Raw genomic sequence first — 19,905 nt, 5'->3', positions numbered from 1 at the left:
CCAAAGCATACGAAGCACATGAAGCACCTGAAGCAAACAGGGGAAACTCAATGACAGCAGCAAGCTACTCCCTCGGCATCGACATCGGGGGTACGTTCACCGACATCGTGGTCTACGACAGCGTGGGCAAGACCTCGGTCTCGCACAAGGAGCTGACCACGCCGAGCGCGCCGTACGAAGGCGTGATCCGCGGCGTGAAGACGCTGTTCGGGCGCGAAGGCATGGCGTTCGCCGACGTCCATCGCGTGATCCACGCCACCACGCTGTTTACCAACGCGCTGATCGAGCGCAAGGGCGCGCTCACCGGGCTCATCACCACCGCGGGTTTCCGCGACACGCTGGAGATGGCGCGCGAGCACAAGTACGAGCTGTTCGACCTCCATATCGAGCTGCCCAGGCCGATCGTGCCGCGCAGCCTGCGGCTCGAAGTCGACGAGCGTCTGGGCCCGGACGGCAGCGTGGAGCTGGCGCTCGACCCGGCCCAGGCGGTGGCGCAGGCCGGCCGGCTGGCGGCCGCGGGCGTGACCTCCATCGCCATCGTGTTCCTGCACGCCTACGCCAATCCGGTCCACGAGGAAATGGCGCGCGCCGCGATCCAGGCGGCGTACCCCGAGCTGTTCGTGTCGATCTCGTCCGAGGTGTCGCGGCAGATCCGCGAGTACGAGCGCACCTCCACCACCGTGGCCAACGCCTACGTGAAGCCGCTGGCCGACGGCTATCTCGACCGGCTGACCAGCGAGATCGGGGCGCTCGGCATTGCCGCGCCGCTGTTCATGATGCTGTCCAACGGCGGCCTCACGCACGTGATGGAAGCCAAGCGCGTGCCGATCCAGCTGCTCGAGTCGGGCCCCGCGGCGGGCGCGCTGGCCGGCGCGTTCTTCGGCGCGCGCTCCGGCATCGGCGACGTGCTGGCGTTCGACATGGGCGGCACCACCGCCAAGCTGGCGGTGATCGACGGCGGCGTGCCCGTGATCGCCCACCACTTCGAGGCCAGCCGCGAGAAGCGGCTGACCGAGGGCAGCGGCCTGCCGCTGTCGATCTCCACCATCGAGCTGATCGAGATCGGCGCGGGCGGCGGCAGCATCGCGCACCTCGACGCGCTGGGCCTGCTCAAGGTCGGTCCCGAGAGCGCCAGCTCCACGCCGGGGCCGGCGTGCTACGGGCGCGGCGGCACGCAGCCGACCGTGACCGATGCCAACCTGGTGCTCGGCTTCCTCGACCCGGCTTCGTTCGCGGGCGGCACCATGACCATCGACGTGGCCCGCGCCGAGGACGCGATGCGCCCGCTGGCCGAGGCCTCGGGGCTGTCGGTGGCAGACTTCGCCTGGGGCATCTACTCCATCGTCAACGAGAACATGGCGGCTGCCGCGCGCGTGCACGTGGCCGAGCGCGGCCACCACGCCGGCAGGTTCGCGCTGCTGCTGACCGGCGGCGGCGGCCCGCTGCACGGCTGCGAAGTGGCGGCCCGGCTCGGCATCGAGCGCGTGCTGTGCCCGCCGGGCGCGGGCGTGGCGTCGGCGCTCGGCCTGCTGATGGCGCCGGCCCGCATCGACCGCATGCTCAGCGTGGGCTGGACGCTCGAGCGCGTCGACTGGGACGCGCTCGAGCAGGCCTACCGCGGCATCGAGCAGGACGCCTGCGCCGTGATCGACGCCACGCTGCCGGGCCAGAGCGGCGGCGCGGCCAGGCAGCGCGCGGCCGACCTGCGCTTCGCCGGCCAGGGCTTCGAGGTCATCACCGACCTGCCGGCCGGCCCCTACGGCGCCGCCACCTACCAGGCCATCCGCGATGCCTTCCTGCGCAGCTACCTGCAGACCTTCGGCCAGGTGCCGCCGGCCGGCGACATCGAGATCGTCAACATCCGCGTGGCGGTGTCGGTGACGCCGCAGGAAAGCGAGCTGAACGTGAAGATGGCGTCGATCTCCGGCGCGCAGGCCGCGCGCGGCACGCGCCGCATGTACCTGGGCGGGCGCGGCCAGTACGCCGAGGTGCCGGTCTACGAGCGCGAGGCGCTCGGCGTGGGGCAGGCCATCGCCGGCCCGGCCATCGTGCAGGAAGCCAGCTCCACGCTGATCCTGCCCGAGGGCGCGCGCGCCAGCGTGGACGCCAGCCTCAGCCTGCTGGTGCAGCTGGCCCAGCCCGCGCCCGCCGGCAAGTCCGAACCGCAATCCGCCGCCGGCGCGCCGGCGGCCAGCCACGAGAGGCAACATGAACACGCAGACTGAAAAGATCGTCGCCAGCAAGCGCGGCGCCATCGGCTGGCTGGTCTTCAACGACCCGCAGAAGCACAACGCCATCTCGATGGACATGGCCGAGGCCGTGCCCGGCGTGATGCGCGCGTTCGAGGACGACGACGAGATCCGCGCGGTGATCGTGCAGGGCGCCGGCGAGCGGGCCTTCGCCGCGGGCTCCAACATCTCGGCGTTCGGCGCCGTGCGCGACAGCGCCGCGCAGAACCACCACTACCACCAGACCAGCGAGCGCGCCTACGACGCGATCTACCAGTGCGCCAAGCCGACCATCGCGCTGATCAAGGGCTATTGCATCGGCGGCGGGCTGGACTTCGCCGCGAGCTGCGACATCCGCATCTGCTCGGACACCGCCAGCTTCGCCATTCCGGCGGGGCGCCTCGGCGTGGGCTACGGCTATGAAGGCCAGATCCGGCTCAACCGCATCGTCGGCCCCGCGCGCGGGCGCGACATCTTCTTCAGCGCGCGCCGCTACAACGCGCAGGAAGCGCTGGCGATGGGCCTGGTGCACGAGGTGGTGCCGCTGGCCGACATCGAGCGCCACGCGCTGGCCTACGCCGAGACCGTGGCCGCCAACGCGCCGCTGACGCTGCGCGCGATCAAGCGCGCCTACCTGGAGCTCGAGGCGGCGGCGCGCGCCACCGACATGACGGCCGCGCAGGCGCTGATCGACACGTGCTTCGGCAGCGACGACTACAAGGAAGGCCGCGCCGCGTTCGCGCAGAAGCGCGCGCCGGCCTTCACCGGAAAATGAGGGCAACGAGATGAACGCGAATGCCGAAATCAAGCCACATGCCGCGCCGCAGTCGGCCGGCCAGCCAGTGGATCAACCCGCCGGCCAGTCCGCGGGCAGGGAAGGGCCGCTGAAGCGGTTCCGCGTGCTGGACCTCACGCGCGTGCGCGCCGGCCCCACCTGCGTGCGCCAGTTCGCCGACTGGGGCGCGGACGTGATCAAGATCGAGAGCCCCGAGCACATGGAGGTCAGCGACGGCTGGGGCGGCCTGCGCGACGGCCCCGATTTCCAGAACCTGCATCGCAACAAGCGCTCGCTCACCATCAACCTGAAGGAGCCGAAGGGCCGGGAGATCTTCTACGAGCTGGTCAAGAATGCCGACGTGGTGGCCGAGAACTTCCGCCCGGACGTGAAGTTCCGGCTCGGCATCGACTACGAGTCGCTGCGCAAGATCAATCCGCGCATCGTCTACGCCAGCATCTCGGGCTTCGGCCAGGACGGCCCCTACGCCCGCCGGCCGGGCTTCGACCACATCGTGCAGGGCATGGGCGGACTGATGTCCGTCACCGGCGACCCGGCGCACGGGCCGATGCGCACCGGCATCGCGGTGGCCGACGTGGGCTCCGGGCTCTATTGCGCGATGGCGATCATGACCGCGCTGCTGGAGCGCGAGTCGTCCGGGCAGGGCCAGTGGGTGCAGGTGTCGCTGCTGCAGTCGATGATCGCCATGCTGGATTTCCAGGCCGCGCGCTGGCTGTTCCTCGGCGAGATTCCGACCCAGCCCGGCAACAACCATCCGACCTCGATCCCCACCGGCGTGTACCCGACCCGCGACGGGCACATCAACATCGCGGCCGGCGAGCAGGCCATGTTCCTGCGGCTGTGCAAGGCGCTGGGGCGGCCCGACCTGATGGAGCGCGAGCCGTACAGCACGGAGCAGGGGCGCTCGGACAACCGCGACGCGCTCAACGCCGAGCTGTCCGAGATCACGCGCCAGCGCACCTCGGCCGAATGGCTGGCGGCGATGGAAGAAGGGCAGGTGGCGGCCGGGCCGATCTACACGATGGACGAGGTGTTCGCCGACTCGCAGGTCCGGCACCTGGGCATCGCGCAGCCGGTGGAGCACAAGCGGCTCGGCACGGTGGAGGTGGTCGGCCAGCCGTTCACGCTCAGCCGCACGCCCAGCCGCGTGCGGACCTCGGCGCCGGACCGCGGCGAGCACACCGACGCCGTGCTCGGCGAGCTGCACTACGGCGCGGCCGAGATCGCCGCGCTGCGCGAGGCGGGCATCGTATGAGGCGGCGCCGCGCCATGCCGGCGGCGGCGCCGGGCGCGCCATGCTGAAGCTGGCCGACGATGGCGCGCCGCCGCCGCCGGCCCTGTTCACGCTGCGGCTGGCGGCGCGCTGGGGCGACCTCGACGCCGACGGCCGCGTCAACAACGTCACCATCCTGCGCTATGTCGAGGAAGCCCGCATGCAGCTCGCCGCGCGCCTGGCGCTGGCGCGCGAGGCCCCCGGCATGATGCCGGTGGTGGCGAGCCTCGGCTGCGTGTACCGCGCGCCGGTCGGCTATCCGTGCGAGCTCGACATCCGCGTCGGCTGCGGCCACGTCGGCCGCAGCAGCGTCGGCCTGACCTTCGAGATCGCCGACGCGGGATCGGGCGCGGCATACGCGAGCGCCTGCGTGACCTGGGTCTGGGTCGACAAGGTCTCGGAAAGGCCGGTCGAGATGCCCGCGGCCCTGCGACAATTCTGTCTGAACCATTCCACTTGATGAGCTTGCCCGACCATGCCTTCCGATAACGTCACCGCGCTGCAAAGCGTATTCCACCTGGCCCTGAACATCCGCGACCTCGACGAGGCGCGCCGCTTCTACGGCAAGGTGCTCGGCTGCACCGAAGGGCGCAGCACCCAGACCTGGGTCGACTTCGACTTCTTCGGCCACCAGTTGTCGCTGCACCTCGGCGAGCCGCTGACCACCGCGTGCACCGGCCGCGTGGGCGACAAGCTCGTGCCGATGCCGCACTTCGGCATCGCGCTGCTGCTGCCCGACTGGCGCGCGATGGCGGACCGCCTGGAAGCCGCCGGCATCGACTTCGTGCTCAAGCCGCAGGTCCGCTTCGCGGGCGAGCCCGGCGAGCAGTGGACCATGTTCTTCTACGACCCGTTCGGCAACCCGATCGAAGTCAAGGGCTTCAAGTCGTTCGAGGCCGTCTACGCGGCCTGATTGCGTGGCTTGATTGCGTGGCTTGATTGCGCGGCCCGATTTGCCGTCCGATCCGCCGCCGCTGCCGTCAGGCCCCCGCCAGCCGGAACGCGCCGACCGCCTTGTGCAGGGCGTCGGCCTGGTCCTCCAGCGAGGCCGCGGCGGCGGCCGCCTGCTCCACCAGCGCCGCGTTCTGCTGCGCCATCTGGTCCATCTGCGTGACCGCCTGGTTGACCTGCTCGATGCCGCCGGTCTGCTCCTCGGTGGCCGCGCGCATCTCGCCCATCAGGTCGGTCACGCGCCTGACCGCTTCCACGATCTCGTGCATGGCCTGGCCGGCGGTCTCCACCAGCGCCGCGCCGTCGTCCACGCGCTGCGCCGAGTTGCCGATCAGCCCCTTGATCTCCTTGGCGGCGGTGGCGCTGCGCTGGGCCAGGCTGCGCACCTCGCCGGCCACCACCGCGAAGCCGCGGCCCTGGTCGCCGGCGCGCGCCGCCTCCACCGCGGCGTTGAGCGCCAGGATGTTGGTCTGGAAGGCGATGCCCTCGATCACGCCGATGATGTCCACCACCTTGCCCGAGGCCGCCTTGATCTCGCCCATCGTGCTGACCACCTGGCCGACGATCTCGCCGCCGCGCACCGCGATCTCCGAGGCGCCCTCGGCCAGCCGGCTGGCCTGGCGCGCGTTGTCGGCGCTCTGGCGCACGGTGCCGGTGAGCTGCTCCATGCTGGCCGCGGTCTGCTCCAGCGAGGCCGCCTGCTCCTCGCTGCGGCGCGACAGGTCCGAGTTGCCGGCGGCGATCTCGCGCGCCGCGTTGGCGATCGAGTCGGCCGAGCCGCGGATGCTGCCGATGGCGCCGGTCAGCCGGCCCTGCATTTGCTGCATGGCGAACAGCACGCTGTGGCGGTCCCCCTGCGCGGTGCGCACCTCGCCGGCGAGGTCGCCTTCGGCGATGCGCGCGGCGATCTGCGAAGTCAGCGCCGGCTCACCGCCAAGCTGCCTGTGCAGGCCGTTGGCGATGCGCATCACCACCACCGTCATGACGGTGCCGATGGCCAGCAGCAACAGCAGCGACTTCAGCAGCGCATGGCGGAAGGCCGCGTCGATGTCGTCCAGGTAGACCCCGGCGATGAAGTTCCAGTCCCACGGCTTGAACATCGCCACGTAGCTCAGCTTGGGCTGCGGCGCCTCGGCGCCGGGCTTGGCCCACAGGTAATGCACGTAGCCGTGGCCCACGCCCTTGCCGATGGCGGCGATCTCGCGGAACAGGTAGGTGCCGTCGGGGTCCTTGAGGTCGCTCATGTTCTTGCCGTTCATCTCCGGCTTGAACGGGTGCATCGCCACCACCATGTCCGAATGCATCAGCGTGAAATAACCGTCCTCGCCGAAGCGCATCGCGCGCACGCGGTCCAGCGCCTGCTGCCGCGCTTCCTCCATCGGCAGCTTGCCGCTGCGTCCCAGCGCCTCGTATTCCTGCACCACCGACAGCGCGGTATCGGTCACATGGACCAGGTCCAGCTTGCGTTCCTCCAGGCGCAGGTCGCGCATCTGCCAGGCATCCCACAGCGTCAGGCCGAGCAGGCACAGCCAGCTCAGCAGCAACGGCAACAGCAGTTTCTTCCTCAGGCTAAGACGCGCCAGCATGTTTTCCTCTCCTCGTCTTTTTAGATATCGACTCACTCCACAGACGCCATAACGGCTGCTGCAAAGCCAAACTTGACGCGGCGCGACTAGGTGGTTTCCTCAAGTGCATCAAGCCTCGCGGCGGGGTACAGGGTAAGTGTGCACTGCCGCACAAACGATCCCGATGTGTTCTCGCCGGCACCCTGTAAGCTCCTGTAATCCGGTTGTCACCGATCCTGTCCCGCCAGCCATTGCGGTTTCAAATGAGAACCATTATCCTTTCGGCTTGTTTGCCTGAAGCGTCACCTTGCATGGCGGCGCGACGCGCGCGCGCCGGACGAGGCGGCCCCACGGGCGCCACCCAGGAAGGCACGGGGAGCTTGCCGCGCGCCGGAACACCGATATGACCGAAACCACGCTGGGCGCGGGCCAGCAACGCCGGGCCTTCTGGCTCAAACACCTGCATCAGTGGCACTGGATCAGCTCGGCGCTTTGCCTGATCGGCATGCTGCTGTTCGCCGTGACCGGATTCACGCTCAACCACGCCGGCCAGATCGAGGCAAAACCGAAGGTGGTCACGCGCACGGCGAACGCGCCGGCCGCGCTGACCGACGCGCTGCGCCAGGTCAAGCATGGCGACAAGGGCCCGGTGCCGCCGCAGCTGGCGGCGTGGCTGGCGGGCACGCTGGACATCGACGCCGCCGGCCGCGAGGCCGAGTGGTCGGGCGACGAGGTCTACGTGGCGCTGCCGCGCCCGGGCGGCGACGCCTGGGTCAGCCTGGCGCTGGACAGCGGCGAGGCGCAGTACGAGCAGACCAGCCGCGGCTGGATCTCCTACCTGAACGACCTGCACAAGGGCCGCAACACGGGCCGCGCCTGGAGCCTGTTCCTCGACGTGTTCGCCGCGGCCTGCCTGATCTTCAGCGTCACCGGGCTGTTCCTGCTCAAGCTGCACGCGGGCGGGCGCATGGCGACGTGGCCGCTGGTCGGCCTGGGGCTGGCGGCGCCGCTGGTGCTGGCCCTGCTGTTCATTCACTGAACGCGCGGGCCTTCCAGGCGCCTGTCATCGCCCGCAACCGGATTCAACCGCTTTCAACGCTTTCCACCTTCACCTTCAGCAGCTAACAACGAGGTTTCGCTATGCGCCGATTGCTCACCGTCACTCTCACCGGCCTCGCCGCGGCACCGTTCGCCGCGCCGGCCGTGGCGGCCGAAATGAACGTCAAGGTCGAGATCCCGCGCCTGAACGTCGCGGAATACCACAAGCCCTACGTCTCGATCTGGATCGAGCGCGCCGACCAGAGCCCGGCCGCCACGCTGGCGGTCTGGTACGACGTCAAGCACAAGGACGGCGAAGGCACCAAGTGGCTCAAGGACATGCGCCAGTGGTGGCGCAAGGCCGGGCGCGACATGCAGATGCCGGCCGACGGCATCTCGGGCGCCACGCGCGCCGCCGGCGAGCACACGCTCACTTTCACCGACGGCAAGGCGCCGCTGGGCAAGCTGCCGGCCGGCGACTACCAACTGGTGGTCGAGGCCGCGCGCGAAGTGGGCGGCCGCGAACTGCTGCGCGTGCCGTTCGCGTGGCCGCCCAAGGCGGCCGCCTCGGCCAAGGCCGCGGGCGCGCACGAGCTCGGCACCGTCACGGTCGACCTCAAGCCCTGACGCGCCCGCGCGCCCGCCCGCCCGCCTTATTCCGTTTCCGATCTCTGGCCGCACTTCTAGGAGCATGACGATGAAGACTATCGCCACCAAACTGTCCGTCCGCGCCGCCGCGCTGGCCCTGGCCGCGCTGATGCCGCTGGCCGCCCACGCCCACCGCCAGTGGCTGCTGCCGTCGGCCACCGTGCTGTCGGGCAGCGATCCGTGGGTGACCGTGGACGCCGCCGTGTCGAACGACCTGTTCTACTTCGAGCATTTCCCGCTGCGCCTGGACAACCTCGCCGTGACCGCGCCCGACGGCGCCGCCGCCAAGGTCGAGAACGCCGGCACCGGCCGCTACCGCAGCACCTTCGACGTGCACCTGACCCAGCCCGGCACCTACAAGGTGGCGGTGGTCAACCGCGGCCTGTTCGCCAGCTACAAGGACGGCAACGGCCAGACCAAGCGCTGGCGCGGCACGGCCGAGACCTTCGCCAAGGAAGTGCCGGCCGGCGCCCAGGACCTGCAAGTGACGCAGGCCGACAGCCGCGTGGAAGCCTTCGTCACCGCCGGCAAGCCGAGCGCCAGGGTGCTGCAGACCACCGGCGTCGGCCTGGAGCTGGCGCCGGTCACGCACCCGAACGATCTCGTCGCCGGCGACGCCGCCAGCTTCCGCCTGCTGCTCGACGGCAAGCCCGCCGCCAACGTCAAGGTGGCCGTGGTGCCGGGCGGCATCCGCTACCGCGACCAGTTGCAGGAGATCGCGCTCACCACCGACGCCGACGGCAAGTTCAGCGTCAAGTGGCCGGCGCCGGGCATGTACTGGATGGAAGCCGAGGTGCGCGACGACAAGGCCGCCGTCAAGGAAGCCAAGACCCGCCGCGCCAGCTACGCGGCCACCGTGGAAGTGCTGCCGCAGTAAGCAGCGCTCCGCCCGAGCGGGCCGCCCGGCGCAAGTCCGGCGGCCCGCGCAAGCCACAGGCCCCCAGCGGGCTTTTTGCGTTTTTCGCAGTCCCGTCTTGAGCAAGTTCACCCGCATGCAGCGTGTCCTGATTCCCGTTTCGCTCGGCGCGGCGCCGCCCGCGCCCGATGCCGCCGCGCGCGTGCAGCGGCTGCACGGCGAGAGCATGGGCACCACGTGGTCGGTGGCGTGGGCCGCGCCGGCGCGCGCGCCGGACGCCGCCGCGCTCGGCGCCGGCATCCGCGCGGTGCTGGCGCAGGTGGTCGCGCAGATGAGCAACTGGGAAGCCGGCTCCGACCTCAGCCGCTTCAACCGCGCCGCGCCCGGCACCTGGCAGGCGCTGCCCGAAGACTGCTTCGCCGTGCTGCAGGCCGCGCTGCAGGTGGCGCGCGACAGCGGCGGCGCCTACGACCCCAGCGCCGGCCCGCTGGTCGACCTGTGGGGCTTCGGCCCGGCGCCGCGCCGCGACACGGCGCCGGCGCTGGCCGAGATCGAGCAGGCGCGCGCGCGGTGCGGCTGGCAGCGCATCGAGCTCGACGCGCAGCACCGCCGCGCGCGCCAGCCCGGCGGCGTGCGGCTGGATTTCTGCGCCATCGCCAAGGGTTTCGGCGTCGACGCGGTGTCGCGCTACCTGGACGCGCAGGGCGTCGCCAGCCACCTCGTGGAAGTCGGCGGCGAGCTGCGCGGCCACGGCGTCAAGCCCGACGGCCTGCCGTGGTGGGTCGAGCTGGAAACGCCGCCCGCCGAGGCCTCGGCGGGCACCGCCACGCTGGTCGCGCTGCACGGCCTGGCCGTGGCCACCTCGGGCGACTACCGGCGCTATTTCGACAGCGGCGGGCGCCGCTATGCCCACACGCTCGACCCGCGCACCGGCTATCCCGCCAGCCACGCGCTGGCCTCGGTCACGGTGCTCCATGCGCAATGCATGATGGCCGACGCGCTGTCCACCGCGCTGACCGTGCTCGGCCCCGAAGCCGGCATGGTGTTCGCGCGCCGCCACGCGCTGGCCGCGCGCTTCCTGGTCCGCCGCAGCGGCGGCTTCGATGAACGACTCTCCCCGGCCTTCGCGGCCATGCTGGCATGACCACGCCCGATAGCGCCTCCTCCCTGCCGATCGACGCGCCCGCTGGCGCGCCGCCCCGGCGCCATCCCGCCGACGGCGCGGACGGCGCCGACAGCGCCAGCCGCACCACCCGGCGGCTCCGCGTGCTGCGCGTCGCGATCGCGCTCGGCGCGGCGGCCGGGCTGGCCGGCATCGCGCTGGGTTTCCTCGCCCCCAGCCGCGCCGGCATGGCGGCCGGCGTGGCGCTGGCCTACCTCGGCCTGAGCACCGCCGTGATCGGCCGGCACCGCGCGCGCCTGGCGCGGGCGCTGCCGGCGCCGCGCGAAGGCGCCACGCTGGTGATCTACGCCAGCCAGAGCGGGTTTGGCGGGCAGGTCGCGCAGCACACCGCGCAGGCGCTGCAGGACGCCGGCGTGCCCGCGCAATGCCTGTCCTTCGACCAGGTGGAAGCCGGGCGCCTGGCCCGCTGCCCGCAGGTGCTGTTCGTGGTCAGCACCACCGGCGAGGGCGACGCGCCCGACAGCGCCGCCGGCTTCGCGCGCCGCCTGAGCGCCGCCGCCGGCGCGGGCGGCCTGCGCGAGCTGCGCTACGGCATCCTCGCGCTCGGCGACCGCAGCTACGCCAGCTTCTGCGCCTTCGGCCACGCGCTCTCGGCGTGGCTGCAGCGCCAGCACGCGCAGGCGCTGTTCGACATGGTGGAGGTCGACAACGGCGACCCCGGCGCGCTGCGCCACTGGCAGAACCACCTCAGCGCGCTCGGCGGCGGCGTCGAGATCGCCGACTGGGACAAGCCGCGCTACGCCGACTGGCAACTGGCCGAGCGCCGCCTGCTCAACGCCGGCAGCCCCGGCGCGCCGGCCTTCCACCTCGCCCTGGCGCCGCCCGCCGGCGCGCCCGCGCCGGGCTGGCAGGCCGGCGACATCGCCGAGATCGGCCCGCGCCTGTCGCCGGCCGAGGTCGCGCGCGTGCTCGGCAAGCTCAGGCTCGACGGCGCCACGCCGGTGCGCTGCGACGGCGCCGACGCCACGCTGGCGCAGGCGCTCGCCACCCGCATCGTGCTGCCCGAGCCGCACCTCGCCGCGCTCGCCGGCGTGGCGCCGCAGCGGCTGGTCGACACGCTGCCGCCGCTGCCGCATCGCGAATACTCGATCGCCTCGCTGCCCGCCGACGGCCGCCTCGAACTGCTGGTGCGCCAGACCCGCCACGACGACGGCCGCCTCGGCCTCGCCTCCGGCTGGCTGACCGAGCACGCCGCGCCCGGCGCCGCCATCGCGCTGCGCATCCGCGCCAACCGCGGCTTCCACCCGCCCGCCGACGACCGCCCGCTGATCCTGATCGGCAACGGCACCGGGCTGGCCGGCCTGCGCGCCCACCTCAAGGCGCGCGCCGCCGCCGGCCGCCACCGCAACTGGCTGCTGTTCGGCGAGCGCACCGCGCAGCACGACGCCTTCCACCACGACGAACTCGCCGCGTGGCAGGCGGGCGGCGTGCTGGAGCGCATGGACCTGGTCTACTCGCGCGACGGCGGCGCGCTGCGCTACGTGCAGGACGCCGTGCGCGCCCACGCCGGCACGCTGCGCGAGTGGGTGGAAGACGGCGCCGCCATCTACGTGTGCGGCAGCCTCAAGGGCATGGCCGGCGGCGTCAACGACGCGCTGGCCGAAGTGCTGGGCGAGGAGGCGCTGCTGCGCCTGGGCGAGGAAGGCCGCTACCGGCGCGACGTGTATTGACGCCGCGCGCGGCTACCGCCGCGCGGGCTGCACGCGGAACAGCTTCGCGTAGTCGTCCAGCAGCGCCGCGACGGGCTGGCCCACCACGCGCAGCGGCGGCGACCACGCCGGCGCGCGCGTGAAGGCGCGCTCGTGGCGCGCCGCCGCCGGTAGCCAGAATTCCAGCGCCACCCGCGCCGCGCCGGGCTGGCCGGTGCGATGCAGATGGTCGCGCAGCAGCAGCCCGTAGAGCTCGATATTGTCGAAGTCCGCCACCTGCCTGGCCGACGCGGCGCCGTCCGGCTTCGGCCGGCGCGCGGCAAGCTCCGCATAGTATTTGAAGTCGGCGATGCGATAGCCGCCGTCCCGCCGCACCACCAGGTCCGGGCGGCGCCGGTATTCGTTCCGCGCGAAGACCGCCTCGCGGCTGGCCTGCCACGCCTGCTCGCGCTCGCGTGTGAGCAATGCCGCGGGCAGGTGCTGGTAGTCGCAGGTGAAGATGTCCCCGGGCGCATGCCGCGCGAGCGCGTGCGCCAGGCAGGCCGACTCCCACACCGACCAGAAATCCCCGATGCCCCACACCATGCCGTCGTCGCGGTCGGCCAGCCAGCCCTGCTCGAGGTAGCGGCGCAGGCCGTCGAACAGCGTGAGGAAGACCTGGCTCTTGAACGGGGTCTGCCGCTCGATGCGGAAGAGGATCTCGCGCAGGCGCTCGCGCGTGTCGGTGGCGACGAAGGCGTCGCCGCCGAACAGGCCGCTGTCCGCGTGCAGGAAGCGGTGGCGGAAATCGGCGGCCTGCGCCAGCGCCTCGCCGCTGAAGTCGCCCCATGCCTGCCCGGGCGCGAGGTCGAGGAAGCCGGTGTAGAAATCGCCGGCGACGAAGCAGTACAGCCCGACCAGATCGTGCGCGGCCAGCCGCAGCTCGCGGCGCGGGCCGCTCGCGTATTCGACGAACGGCGCGCCGTCGTCGAGATAGACGGCGCGATGCAGATGCCGGTGGAGCTTGCCGTAGTCGACGCGGCTGGTGCGCCCGCGCCGCTCGACCAGGCTCAGCAGGCCGAGCGGATCGAAGGCCTGGAACAGCGCCTCCAGCCCCAGCGTGTCATGGAACGACACGCCTTCGTCCCGCGTGCCCCGGACCGAAGCGCCGTTGTGCTCGATGCCGTCCACCGGCGCCAGCCGCCCGGCCGCCTTGTCCGTGGTCCTGAACACGCCGAGCACCTTGTAGAGCATCGCCAGCGCGCGCACCGGCTCGCGCTCCAGGTGCGACAGGTGGTACGGCAGGCGCAGCACGGCCCGGCCCTGCCTGCGCTCCAGCCCGACGTAGCCGCCGGCCGCCTCGACCGTCAGCGTGGAGAAATCAAGCATCGGCCGCCGCTTCCGCCTCGCCGTCCTCGTCGTCCTCGTCGTTCCCGCGGTCCTCGTCGTTGCTGGCGCTCGTGGCGCCGGCGGCCGCCGCCGTCTCCGGCCGCTCGCCGTAGTCGCGCATGATCCCGCCGACGAAGGCGTCCACCTTGCCGGCGAAATCGCCGAAGGTGCGCAGCGCTTCCCGGCCGCAGCCGATCACCTCGCACAGCGGGCGGCGGTCGCGGTCGAACACGTTGTCCCACAGGTACAGGCACAGCTTGCCGGCGATGTCGTGGCGGCTGATGCGGGGCGCCAGCGCGAGCTGGCCCAGCGCCTCGACGAAATCCTCGATGACGAGCTGGCCGTCTTCCATCGTCGCGGGCTTCGTTTTCCTGGCGTAGTAGTAGTGCGAGCTCGGCTCGAACGGGATCTTGCCGATCCTGCGGGTCGAGGTGGAATCGTAGCCGGCGAAATCCAGCACGGCGCCGCGCGGGCCGGCATCGAGCCGGTCCGCGAACGCGTCGAACAGATCGTCGAACTGGCGGCTGTAGTCCGCGCCCTTGTGATAGATCGTGACCTTCGGCGCCAGGGATTTCAACGCATCCAGATCCGCCGGATACTTGTCCACCAGCCGCCCCGCGCTGCGCGCCTTGATGAACCACGGCCCGACCAGCTTGTCGTCGAGCTTGGCCGCCTGGCATTTGGCCACGATGAAGCGGTTGAGCGCGGTGAGAAACGCCTCCCAGTCCGGCGCCGGCATGGTGCCGTTTTCCAGCAGCGCGGCCTTCTGCGTTGCCGGCACCGTGGCAAAATCCACGGGCACGAACTGGAAGTGCCAGCGCCGCTTGAATGCCGTGTCCATGAAATACACCGATTCGTCGCTCGAATTCATGGTGCCGACGAGATGGAGATTCGGCGGCAGGCGCAGCTTCTTCTTCCCGTACACGGCCGCGACGTTGCCGTCGCCGCTGCCGGCGCCGTCGAACTTGTCGCGCAGCGCCTGCATGACGATCTCGGACGCCATCACTTCGTAGCTGGACCAGGCATCGTCATTGCGGTCGAGCAGCTGGAACACGTCGCCGAAGATCTCGGCGCAGTTGCCGCGGTTGATCTCGTCGATCAGCAGCAGGATCTTCCTGTCGGGCGCCGCGTATGCCCGGCCCAGCGCCTCGATGAAGGGCCCGGCGTGAACGCTGTATTCGATCCGGCTGACTCCGCCGTCGCGGCGCGACATGGGCATCAGCCTGGCGACGAAATCGCCGTAGCCGAACTCGGGGTGGAAGGTGACGGGGAAGATGTCGTCCTTGTCCACGCCCAGCACGCCGGCCAGCACGTGCAGCGCGGTATGGCTCTTGCTCGTGCCCGGCGGGCCGAACAGGATGAGTTGGTGGGGAACTTCCCCGGCGGTGAATTCCATTGCGTGCATCCGGACTGAATCGTCCGCTCATTCTAATGAGCGGACGCGGCCCGATGCACGCGGCAAGCAACGGAAAATCCGGTCTGTTCGCATTTGACAATGGCCGGAATCGGATTGCTCCGACGCGGGCCTGCCGCCCGCATCGCGCCTCAGCCCGCCACCTCCATCAGCGCGTCCACCACCACCGCCCCGCCCGCGCTCACCATCACCGGGTTGAGGTCGAGCGCGCGGATGGCGCCGCCGGCCTCGTGCATCAACCGGCCGACGCGCGCGGCGATCCGGCACAGCGCGGCCACGTCCACGGCGCTCTCGCCGCGCACGCCGGCCAGCAGCGGCGCGATGCGCAGGCCGGCCACGGCGCGCGCCACCGCGGCTTCGCTGCAGGGCGCGAGCAGCACGGCGGTGTCGCGCAGCACCTCGACGTACTTGCCGCCGTCGCCGACCACCACCACCGGCCCGAACACCGGGTCCCAGTGCGCGCCGACCATGCATTCGCGCTGGCCGCGCTCCATGCGCGCGACCACCACGCCTTCGCAGGCGGCGCCCATCTTGCGCAGGATGTCGGTCTGGACGATGTAGGCGTGCGCGACGGCGTGCTCGTCGTTGCAGTTGAGCGCCACCAGGCCGTGCTCGCTCTTGTGCGGCACCTGCGGCGAGCTGGCCTTGACGGCCACCGGGCCTTTCAATTCGCGCCAGGCCGCCACCGCTTCGTCCACGCCGTGGCACAGCTTGTGGGCCACCACCGGGATGCCGGCCGCGGCCAGGCGCGCCAGGCTGGCGGCTTCGCTGAGGGTTTGCGCCGGTGCGTCCGCCGCCGCGCGGGCCCTGGCGCGCGCGGGCGGCCGGTGCGCGGCCGCCGCGCCGTCTTCCTGCGCGGTCTCGCGCAACTGCCGCTGGTGCGTGGCCAGTTGCGCGAAGGCGGCCAGCGCGTCGGCCGCGCTGGCGTAGGTGGGCACCCCGGCGGCGCGGAACGCGGCCGCCACCGGCGCCTGCCACGCGGCCACGGCGATCGGCTTGCCGGCGCTGTCGGCAAAGCCGGCGGCGTCGCGCGCGAAGCGCGGCAGGTCGTAGCCCATGCCCGCCACCGGGATGTCGAGCAGCACCAGATCGGCGGCGGGGTCGGCGGCGACCACCGGCAGCACGTCGCCGAACAGGCCGCTGTTGGTCAGCAGCGCGGCGGTCACGTCGACCGGGTTGGCGGTGGCGGCGAAGCCGGGCAGGCGCTCGGCCAGCGCGGCCTGGGTGGCGGCCGACAGCGGCGCCAGCGCGAGGCCGAGCGGCTCGGCGGCGTCGGCGGCCATCACGCAGCTCGCGCCCGAGTTGCTGACCACCACCAGCCGGCGCCCGGCGGCCTGCCAGCCGCGCAGGTAGAGCGGCGCGCAGCGCGCCAGCGCGTGCGCGTCGTCGACGCGGAAGATGCCGTGGCGCGCCAGGAAGGCGCCCACCGCGCGGTCCTCGTTGGCGATGGCGCCGGTGTGCGAGGCCGCCGCGCGCTGGCCCGCGCTGGAGCGCCCGGCCTTCACCGCGACCATCGGCACGCCGCGCCGGCGCGCCACCGCCGCGGCCTCGGCCAGCACGGCCGGGTCGGTCAGGCTTTCCAGGTACAGCAGGATCAGCTTCACGTCGGGGTCGTGCGCCACGGCCAGCGCCAGTTCGCTGACGGTGAGGTCGGCCTCGTTGCCGGTGGCGTGCATGTGGCGCACGCCGATGCCCTGCCCGCGCAGCAGGCCGTAGACCATCGCGCACACGCCGCCGCTCTGGCTGACCACGGCCACCGGGCCGTCCTGCGGCGGCACCTCGATGAACATGGTGGAGAAGCTGGCGATGGTGCCGGTGCCGAAGTTGGCCAGCCCCTGGCTGTTGGGGCCGACCAGGCGCAGCCCGGCGCCGGCGGCCACGCGCACCATTTCGTCCTGCTGGCGGCGGCCTTCCGCGCCGGCCTCGCCGAAGCCCGAGGCGATGACGATGGCCGCGGCCACGCCCAGGCGCGCGCAGTCGCGCACGGCGGCGACGGCCGCCTCGCCGCCCACCACGATGATGGCCAGTTCGGGCACCTCGGGCAGCGCGTCGAGCGAGGCGAACGCGGGCAGGCCCTGGATGGTGTCGCGCTGCGGGTTGACCGGATAGAGCTTGCCGGCGTAGCCGTGCTCGCGCATGTAGTAGATGGGCCGGCCGCCGATCTTGTGGATGTGGTCGGAGGCGCCGATCACCGCGATCGAGCGCGGCGCCAGCAGGGCTTGCAGGGTCTGGTTCATGGTGGATTGCGGCGTGGCAGCAAAGAGAAGCGGGAGAGTCAGTCGATGGTGGCGCCGGAGGCCTTGACCACCTTGCCCCATTTGTCGATTTCGCGGGCGAGGAACTGGCCGGTGGCGGCGGGCGAGGTCCACTCGGCGGCAAAGCCCTGCGTGGCGAACTTGGCGCGCACATCGTCCTGCTCGAGCACGGTCTTGAGCGCGCTGCTGAGCGCGCCGACCACCGCGGGCGGCGTGCCGGCCGGCGCCAGCAGCGCATTCCACGCGGTGGCCTCGTAGCCGGGCAGGCCGGCCTGCGCCACGGTGGGAAGGTCGGGCGCGGCGGGCGAGCGCGCCGCGCCCGTGATCGCCAGCGCCTTGAGCCGGCCGTCGCGCACGAACGGCATGGCCGAGAGCATGGTGTCGAACATCACGGTGGCCTGCCCGCCCATCACGTCGGTCAGCGCGGGCGCGCTGCCCTTGTACGGCACGTGGGTCATGCGCGTGCCCGCCATGCTGTTGAACAGCTCGGCGGCAAGATGGGTGGACTGCCCGTTGCCCGAGCTGGCGAAGCTGACCTGTCCCGGCTTTGCCTTGGCCAGCGCGATCAGCTCGGCCACGCTGCCGGCCGGCGTGGCCGGCGCCGTCACCAGCACCAGCGGCCCGCGCGTGAGCAGCGAGACCGGCGCGAAATCCTTCTGCGTGCTGTAGCCGGGCTTGCTGAACAGCGTCATGTTGATCGCGTGCGCGGTGGTGGCCACCAGCAGCGTGTAGCCGTCGGGCGCCGACTTGGCGGTCGCTTCCGCGCCGATGTTGCCGCCCGCGCCGGGGCGGTTCTCCACCACCACCGGCTGTTTGAGCTGGTCGGCCAGCTTCTGCCCGACCACGCGCGCCACGATGTCGGTGGGGCCGCCCGGCGGGTACGGCACGATCAGCCGCACCGGCTTGGCGGGCCAGGCCTGCGCCCGCGCCGGCGGCGCGGGCAATGCGCCCGAGAGGGCGATGGCGCCCGCCAGCAGGGCGAGCGCGGGCCGCCGAAGCGGCAAGGTTCGGTTCATGTCGGTCTCCTCGGTTGTGATGGAAGCGCCGCGCGCCGGCCGGCGCGCGCCGCGTGCTATTCGCGCAGGAAGCGCAGCAACGTGCGTTCGCCGTGCCGCAGGAAACCGGCGCGCACGCGCTCGCCGATGGCCACGCCGGGCTCGGCATGCGCCATCACGCGCGGGCCTTCGTCGAGCGTGGCCAGTACCAGCGTGTAGGGCGCCAGCGCGCGGAACGCATCGGTCGGCGCGCGCGCGACCTCCGTGACCGAGTGGATGGTGGCGGTGCCCGCCGCGTCGCGCCAGCCCAGGCGCGTGCCGCCGCACGCGCGGCAGGCGTGGCGCTGCAAGGGCTGCCACGCGCCGCAGTCGTCGCAGGCCTGGTAGCGCACGATGCCGGCATCGAGGCCGGACTGGTAGGGATGGTCGGCTTGGTCGGTGGTCATGGCTGGTCTTGCGGTGGCGCTATGCGTTGCAGGTGGTTTGCTGCCTTCTCCCGCGAAGTGGGGGAGAAGACAAGGGGACTGGCGAGCGGCGTGGTCATTGCGCCTCCAGCACCAGGCTCACGTGCGACGACAGCACGCCGCCGTCCGCGTGGAACAGCGCGCGCCTGCGCGGCGGGAGTTGCCGCGCGCCGGCCTTGCCCGCGAGCTGCCGCCCGGCTTCGGCAAGATGCATCAGCCCGCCCGCCACGCCCGAGTGGCCGAACGCGAGCAGCCCGCCGTGCGTGTTGAGCGGCAGCGCGCCGTGGCGGCCGAAGTCGCCGGCGGCCAGCCGCCCGGGCGATTCGCCGCGCCCCGCCACGCCGAGTTCCTCGAGCAGCATGGCCAGCGTGATGGTGAAGGAGTCGTAGATCGCCAGGTAATCGACCTCCGCGACCGTGCTGCCGGCTTCGCCGAGCGCGCGCCGCGCCGCGTCGGCCGCGCCGGTGGCGAGCACGCTGTCGAGCGTGCTCAGGTGCTGGTGGCGGTGCGCCTGCCCGGCGCCGGCGATGCGCACCGGCCGGCCGCCGCCGGGCTCGGCGGAGATCACCACCGCCACCGCGCCGTCGGAGATCGGGCAGCAGTCCGACAGCCGCAGCGGCGAGGCGATGGGCCGGGCGGCGCGCGCCGCCTCCGGCGTCAACGGCTCGCGCAGGTGGGCGTCGGGATGCCCGGCCGCGTGCTCGCGCATCAGCACCGCGAAGCCGCTCAGGTCGTCCGCGCGCAGGCCGGTCTCGAACAGGTAGCGCGAGGCCAGCAGCGCGTAGTACGCCGGCACCGAGGCGCCGTTGGGCACCTCCATCTCCGGCTCGCCGACCTGGGCCAGGGTCTGGATGGACTGGTCGCGGCTCTGGCCGCTCAGGCGGTTCTCGCCCGCCACCACCAGCACGTGGCGGCAGCGCCCGGCGCGCACCAGCTCGCGCGCCAGCATGGCCATCACGCCGCCGGTGGCGCCGCCCGAGGCCACGCCGTGCGCGTAGGCGGGATCGAGCGAGGCGTACTCGCAGAAGCGCGTGGCCAGCATCAGGTGCGGCAGCGTGGTGGCGTAGCCGCACAGCACGCCGTCGATGTCGGCGCGCGCCAGGCCGGCGTCGGCCAGCGCGGCATCGGTGGCGGCGGCCATCAGCGTCAGCGGCGTGCTGCCTTCGATGCGGCCGAAGCGCGTATTGCCGGCGCCGCGCAGGTAAGCGGGATTGAGCATGGG

The 19,905-nt window shown here is 72.2% G+C and carries 17 protein-coding genes; 10 read left to right on the top strand and 7 right to left on the bottom strand.

Translation table 11 applies throughout. The features are described 5' to 3' along the window. The first annotated feature begins 50 nt into the window (after positions 1–50). The 5 genes from KF708C_RS12030 to KF708C_RS12010 are packed head-to-tail and all read left to right on the top strand — an operon-like array spanning position 51 to position 5,210. Positions 51–2,225, top strand: coding sequence for a hydantoinase/oxoprolinase family protein (locus KF708C_RS12030; RefSeq protein ID WP_059411962.1), 2,175 nt, complete (start codon positions 51–53; stop codon positions 2,223–2,225). Beyond that, a complete protein-coding gene (locus KF708C_RS12025; RefSeq protein WP_020203784.1) occupies positions 2,209–3,003 on the top strand; it encodes an enoyl-CoA hydratase in 795 nt (264 codons plus the stop codon). The genes KF708C_RS12030 and KF708C_RS12025 overlap by 17 nt, the downstream gene beginning before the upstream one ends. A gap of 10 nt (positions 3,004–3,013) precedes the next feature. Next, positions 3,014–4,279 (top strand): CaiB/BaiF CoA transferase family protein, encoded by a 1,266-nt coding sequence (locus tag KF708C_RS12020; protein ID WP_020203783.1) that lies wholly within the window; start codon positions 3,014–3,016, stop codon positions 4,277–4,279. Between the two features lie 40 nt (positions 4,280–4,319). Beyond that, on the top strand, positions 4,320–4,757 hold the full coding sequence (locus KF708C_RS12015; RefSeq protein WP_020203782.1) for an acyl-CoA thioesterase: 438 nt from the start codon (positions 4,320–4,322) through the stop codon (positions 4,755–4,757). Positions 4,758–4,796: 39 nt separating this feature from the next. Next, on the top strand, positions 4,797–5,210 hold the full coding sequence (locus KF708C_RS12010; RefSeq protein WP_059412046.1) for a VOC family protein: 414 nt from the start codon (positions 4,797–4,799) through the stop codon (positions 5,208–5,210). Positions 5,211–5,277: 67 nt separating this feature from the next. Here the strand turns inward: KF708C_RS12010 and KF708C_RS12005 are convergent, their stop codons facing one another. Then, a complete protein-coding gene (locus tag KF708C_RS12005; RefSeq protein WP_020423826.1) occupies positions 5,278–6,834 on the bottom strand; it encodes a methyl-accepting chemotaxis protein in 1,557 nt (518 codons plus the stop codon). Between the two features lie 382 nt (positions 6,835–7,216). On the opposite strand from KF708C_RS12005, the gene KF708C_RS12000 reads away from it, so the two are divergent. The 5 genes from KF708C_RS12000 to KF708C_RS11980 all read left to right on the top strand — a co-directional run bounded on the left by KF708C_RS12000 (position 7,217) and on the right by KF708C_RS11980 (position 12,208). After that, a complete protein-coding gene (locus KF708C_RS12000; protein WP_059411961.1) occupies positions 7,217–7,852 on the top strand; it encodes a PepSY-associated TM helix domain-containing protein in 636 nt (211 codons plus the stop codon). Positions 7,853–7,953: 101 nt separating this feature from the next. After that, positions 7,954–8,478, top strand: coding sequence for a DUF2271 domain-containing protein (locus KF708C_RS11995; RefSeq protein WP_029043772.1), 525 nt, complete (start codon positions 7,954–7,956; stop codon positions 8,476–8,478). Positions 8,479–8,548: 70 nt separating this feature from the next. Continuing rightward, positions 8,549–9,376 (top strand): DUF4198 domain-containing protein, encoded by an 828-nt coding sequence (locus tag KF708C_RS11990; RefSeq protein ID WP_020203777.1) that lies wholly within the window; start codon positions 8,549–8,551, stop codon positions 9,374–9,376. A 115-nt stretch (positions 9,377–9,491) separates the two neighbouring features. Next, positions 9,492–10,499 (top strand): FAD:protein FMN transferase, encoded by a 1,008-nt coding sequence (locus KF708C_RS11985; RefSeq protein WP_059412044.1) that lies wholly within the window; start codon positions 9,492–9,494, stop codon positions 10,497–10,499. Beyond that, the gene (locus tag KF708C_RS11980) at positions 10,496–12,208 is read left to right on the top strand and encodes a sulfite reductase subunit alpha (RefSeq protein ID WP_231586461.1); all 1,713 of its coding nucleotides are present in this window, start codon (positions 10,496–10,498) and stop codon (positions 12,206–12,208) included. The genes KF708C_RS11985 and KF708C_RS11980 overlap by 4 nt, the downstream gene beginning before the upstream one ends. 12 nt (positions 12,209–12,220) lie before the next feature. On the opposite strand, the gene KF708C_RS11975 is transcribed toward KF708C_RS11980, so the two are convergent. The 6 genes from KF708C_RS11975 to KF708C_RS11950 form a co-directional block, all read right to left on the bottom strand. Beyond that, positions 12,221–13,555, bottom strand: coding sequence for a hypothetical protein (locus KF708C_RS11975; RefSeq protein ID WP_059411960.1), 1,335 nt, complete (start codon positions 13,553–13,555; stop codon positions 12,221–12,223). After that, complete coding sequence (locus tag KF708C_RS11970) at positions 13,548–14,951, bottom strand: McrB family protein (RefSeq protein WP_059411959.1); 1,404 nt, start codon at positions 14,949–14,951, stop codon at positions 13,548–13,550. The genes KF708C_RS11975 and KF708C_RS11970 overlap by 8 nt, the downstream gene beginning before the upstream one ends. A gap of 149 nt (positions 14,952–15,100) precedes the next feature. Beyond that, on the bottom strand, positions 15,101–17,206 hold the full coding sequence (locus KF708C_RS11965) for an acetate--CoA ligase family protein (RefSeq protein WP_059411958.1): 2,106 nt from the start codon (positions 17,204–17,206) through the stop codon (positions 15,101–15,103). A gap of 38 nt (positions 17,207–17,244) precedes the next feature. Next, positions 17,245–18,240, bottom strand: a complete 996-nt coding sequence (locus KF708C_RS11960) for a tripartite tricarboxylate transporter substrate binding protein (protein WP_082079522.1) — start codon at positions 18,238–18,240, stop codon at positions 17,245–17,247. Positions 18,241–18,296: 56 nt separating this feature from the next. Next, complete coding sequence (locus KF708C_RS11955; protein WP_059411957.1) at positions 18,297–18,665, bottom strand: Zn-ribbon domain-containing OB-fold protein; 369 nt, start codon at positions 18,663–18,665, stop codon at positions 18,297–18,299. Positions 18,666–18,759: 94 nt separating this feature from the next. Continuing rightward, a complete protein-coding gene (locus tag KF708C_RS11950) occupies positions 18,760–19,902 on the bottom strand; it encodes a thiolase family protein (RefSeq protein WP_082079521.1) in 1,143 nt (380 codons plus the stop codon). Positions 19,903–19,905: the final 3 nt, after the last annotated feature.

Origin of the sequence: Cupriavidus basilensis (assembly GCF_000876015.1) — a bacterium.
GTDB classification, from domain to species: domain Bacteria; phylum Pseudomonadota; class Gammaproteobacteria; order Burkholderiales; family Burkholderiaceae; genus Cupriavidus; species Cupriavidus basilensis_B.
The sequence above is the reverse complement of the archived record's forward strand: the minus strand, read 5'-3'. Positions and strand labels throughout refer to the sequence as shown.

Excerpts from the sequence above, each read along its gene's own strand:
- KF708C_RS12015 (WP_020203782.1), top strand. The coding sequence starts at position 4,320 with ATGCTGAAGCTGGCCGACGATGGCGCGCCGCCGCCGCCGGCCCTGTTC.
- KF708C_RS11950 (WP_082079521.1), bottom strand. The coding sequence starts at position 19,902 with ATGCTCAATCCCGCTTACCTGCGCGGCGCCGGCAATACGCGCTTCGGC.
- KF708C_RS11965 (WP_059411958.1), bottom strand. The coding sequence starts at position 17,206 with ATGAACCAGACCCTGCAAGCCCTGCTGGCGCCGCGCTCGATCGCGGTG.
- KF708C_RS12000 (WP_059411961.1), top strand. The coding sequence starts at position 7,217 with ATGACCGAAACCACGCTGGGCGCGGGCCAGCAACGCCGGGCCTTCTGG.
- KF708C_RS12025 (WP_020203784.1), top strand. The coding sequence starts at position 2,209 with ATGAACACGCAGACTGAAAAGATCGTCGCCAGCAAGCGCGGCGCCATC.
- KF708C_RS11980 (WP_231586461.1), top strand. The coding sequence starts at position 10,496 with ATGACCACGCCCGATAGCGCCTCCTCCCTGCCGATCGACGCGCCCGCT.
- KF708C_RS12020 (WP_020203783.1), top strand. The coding sequence starts at position 3,014 with ATGAACGCGAATGCCGAAATCAAGCCACATGCCGCGCCGCAGTCGGCC.
- KF708C_RS11955 (WP_059411957.1), bottom strand. The coding sequence starts at position 18,665 with ATGACCACCGACCAAGCCGACCATCCCTACCAGTCCGGCCTCGATGCC.
- KF708C_RS11975 (WP_059411960.1), bottom strand. The coding sequence starts at position 13,555 with ATGCTTGATTTCTCCACGCTGACGGTCGAGGCGGCCGGCGGCTACGTC.
- KF708C_RS11995 (WP_029043772.1), top strand. The coding sequence starts at position 7,954 with ATGCGCCGATTGCTCACCGTCACTCTCACCGGCCTCGCCGCGGCACCG.
- KF708C_RS12005 (WP_020423826.1), bottom strand. The coding sequence starts at position 6,834 with ATGCTGGCGCGTCTTAGCCTGAGGAAGAAACTGCTGTTGCCGTTGCTG.
- KF708C_RS12030 (WP_059411962.1), top strand. The coding sequence starts at position 51 with ATGACAGCAGCAAGCTACTCCCTCGGCATCGACATCGGGGGTACGTTC.
- KF708C_RS11990 (WP_020203777.1), top strand. The coding sequence starts at position 8,549 with ATGAAGACTATCGCCACCAAACTGTCCGTCCGCGCCGCCGCGCTGGCC.
- KF708C_RS11985 (WP_059412044.1), top strand. The coding sequence starts at position 9,492 with ATGCAGCGTGTCCTGATTCCCGTTTCGCTCGGCGCGGCGCCGCCCGCG.
- KF708C_RS11960 (WP_082079522.1), bottom strand. The coding sequence starts at position 18,240 with ATGAACCGAACCTTGCCGCTTCGGCGGCCCGCGCTCGCCCTGCTGGCG.
- KF708C_RS11970 (WP_059411959.1), bottom strand. The coding sequence starts at position 14,951 with ATGGAATTCACCGCCGGGGAAGTTCCCCACCAACTCATCCTGTTCGGC.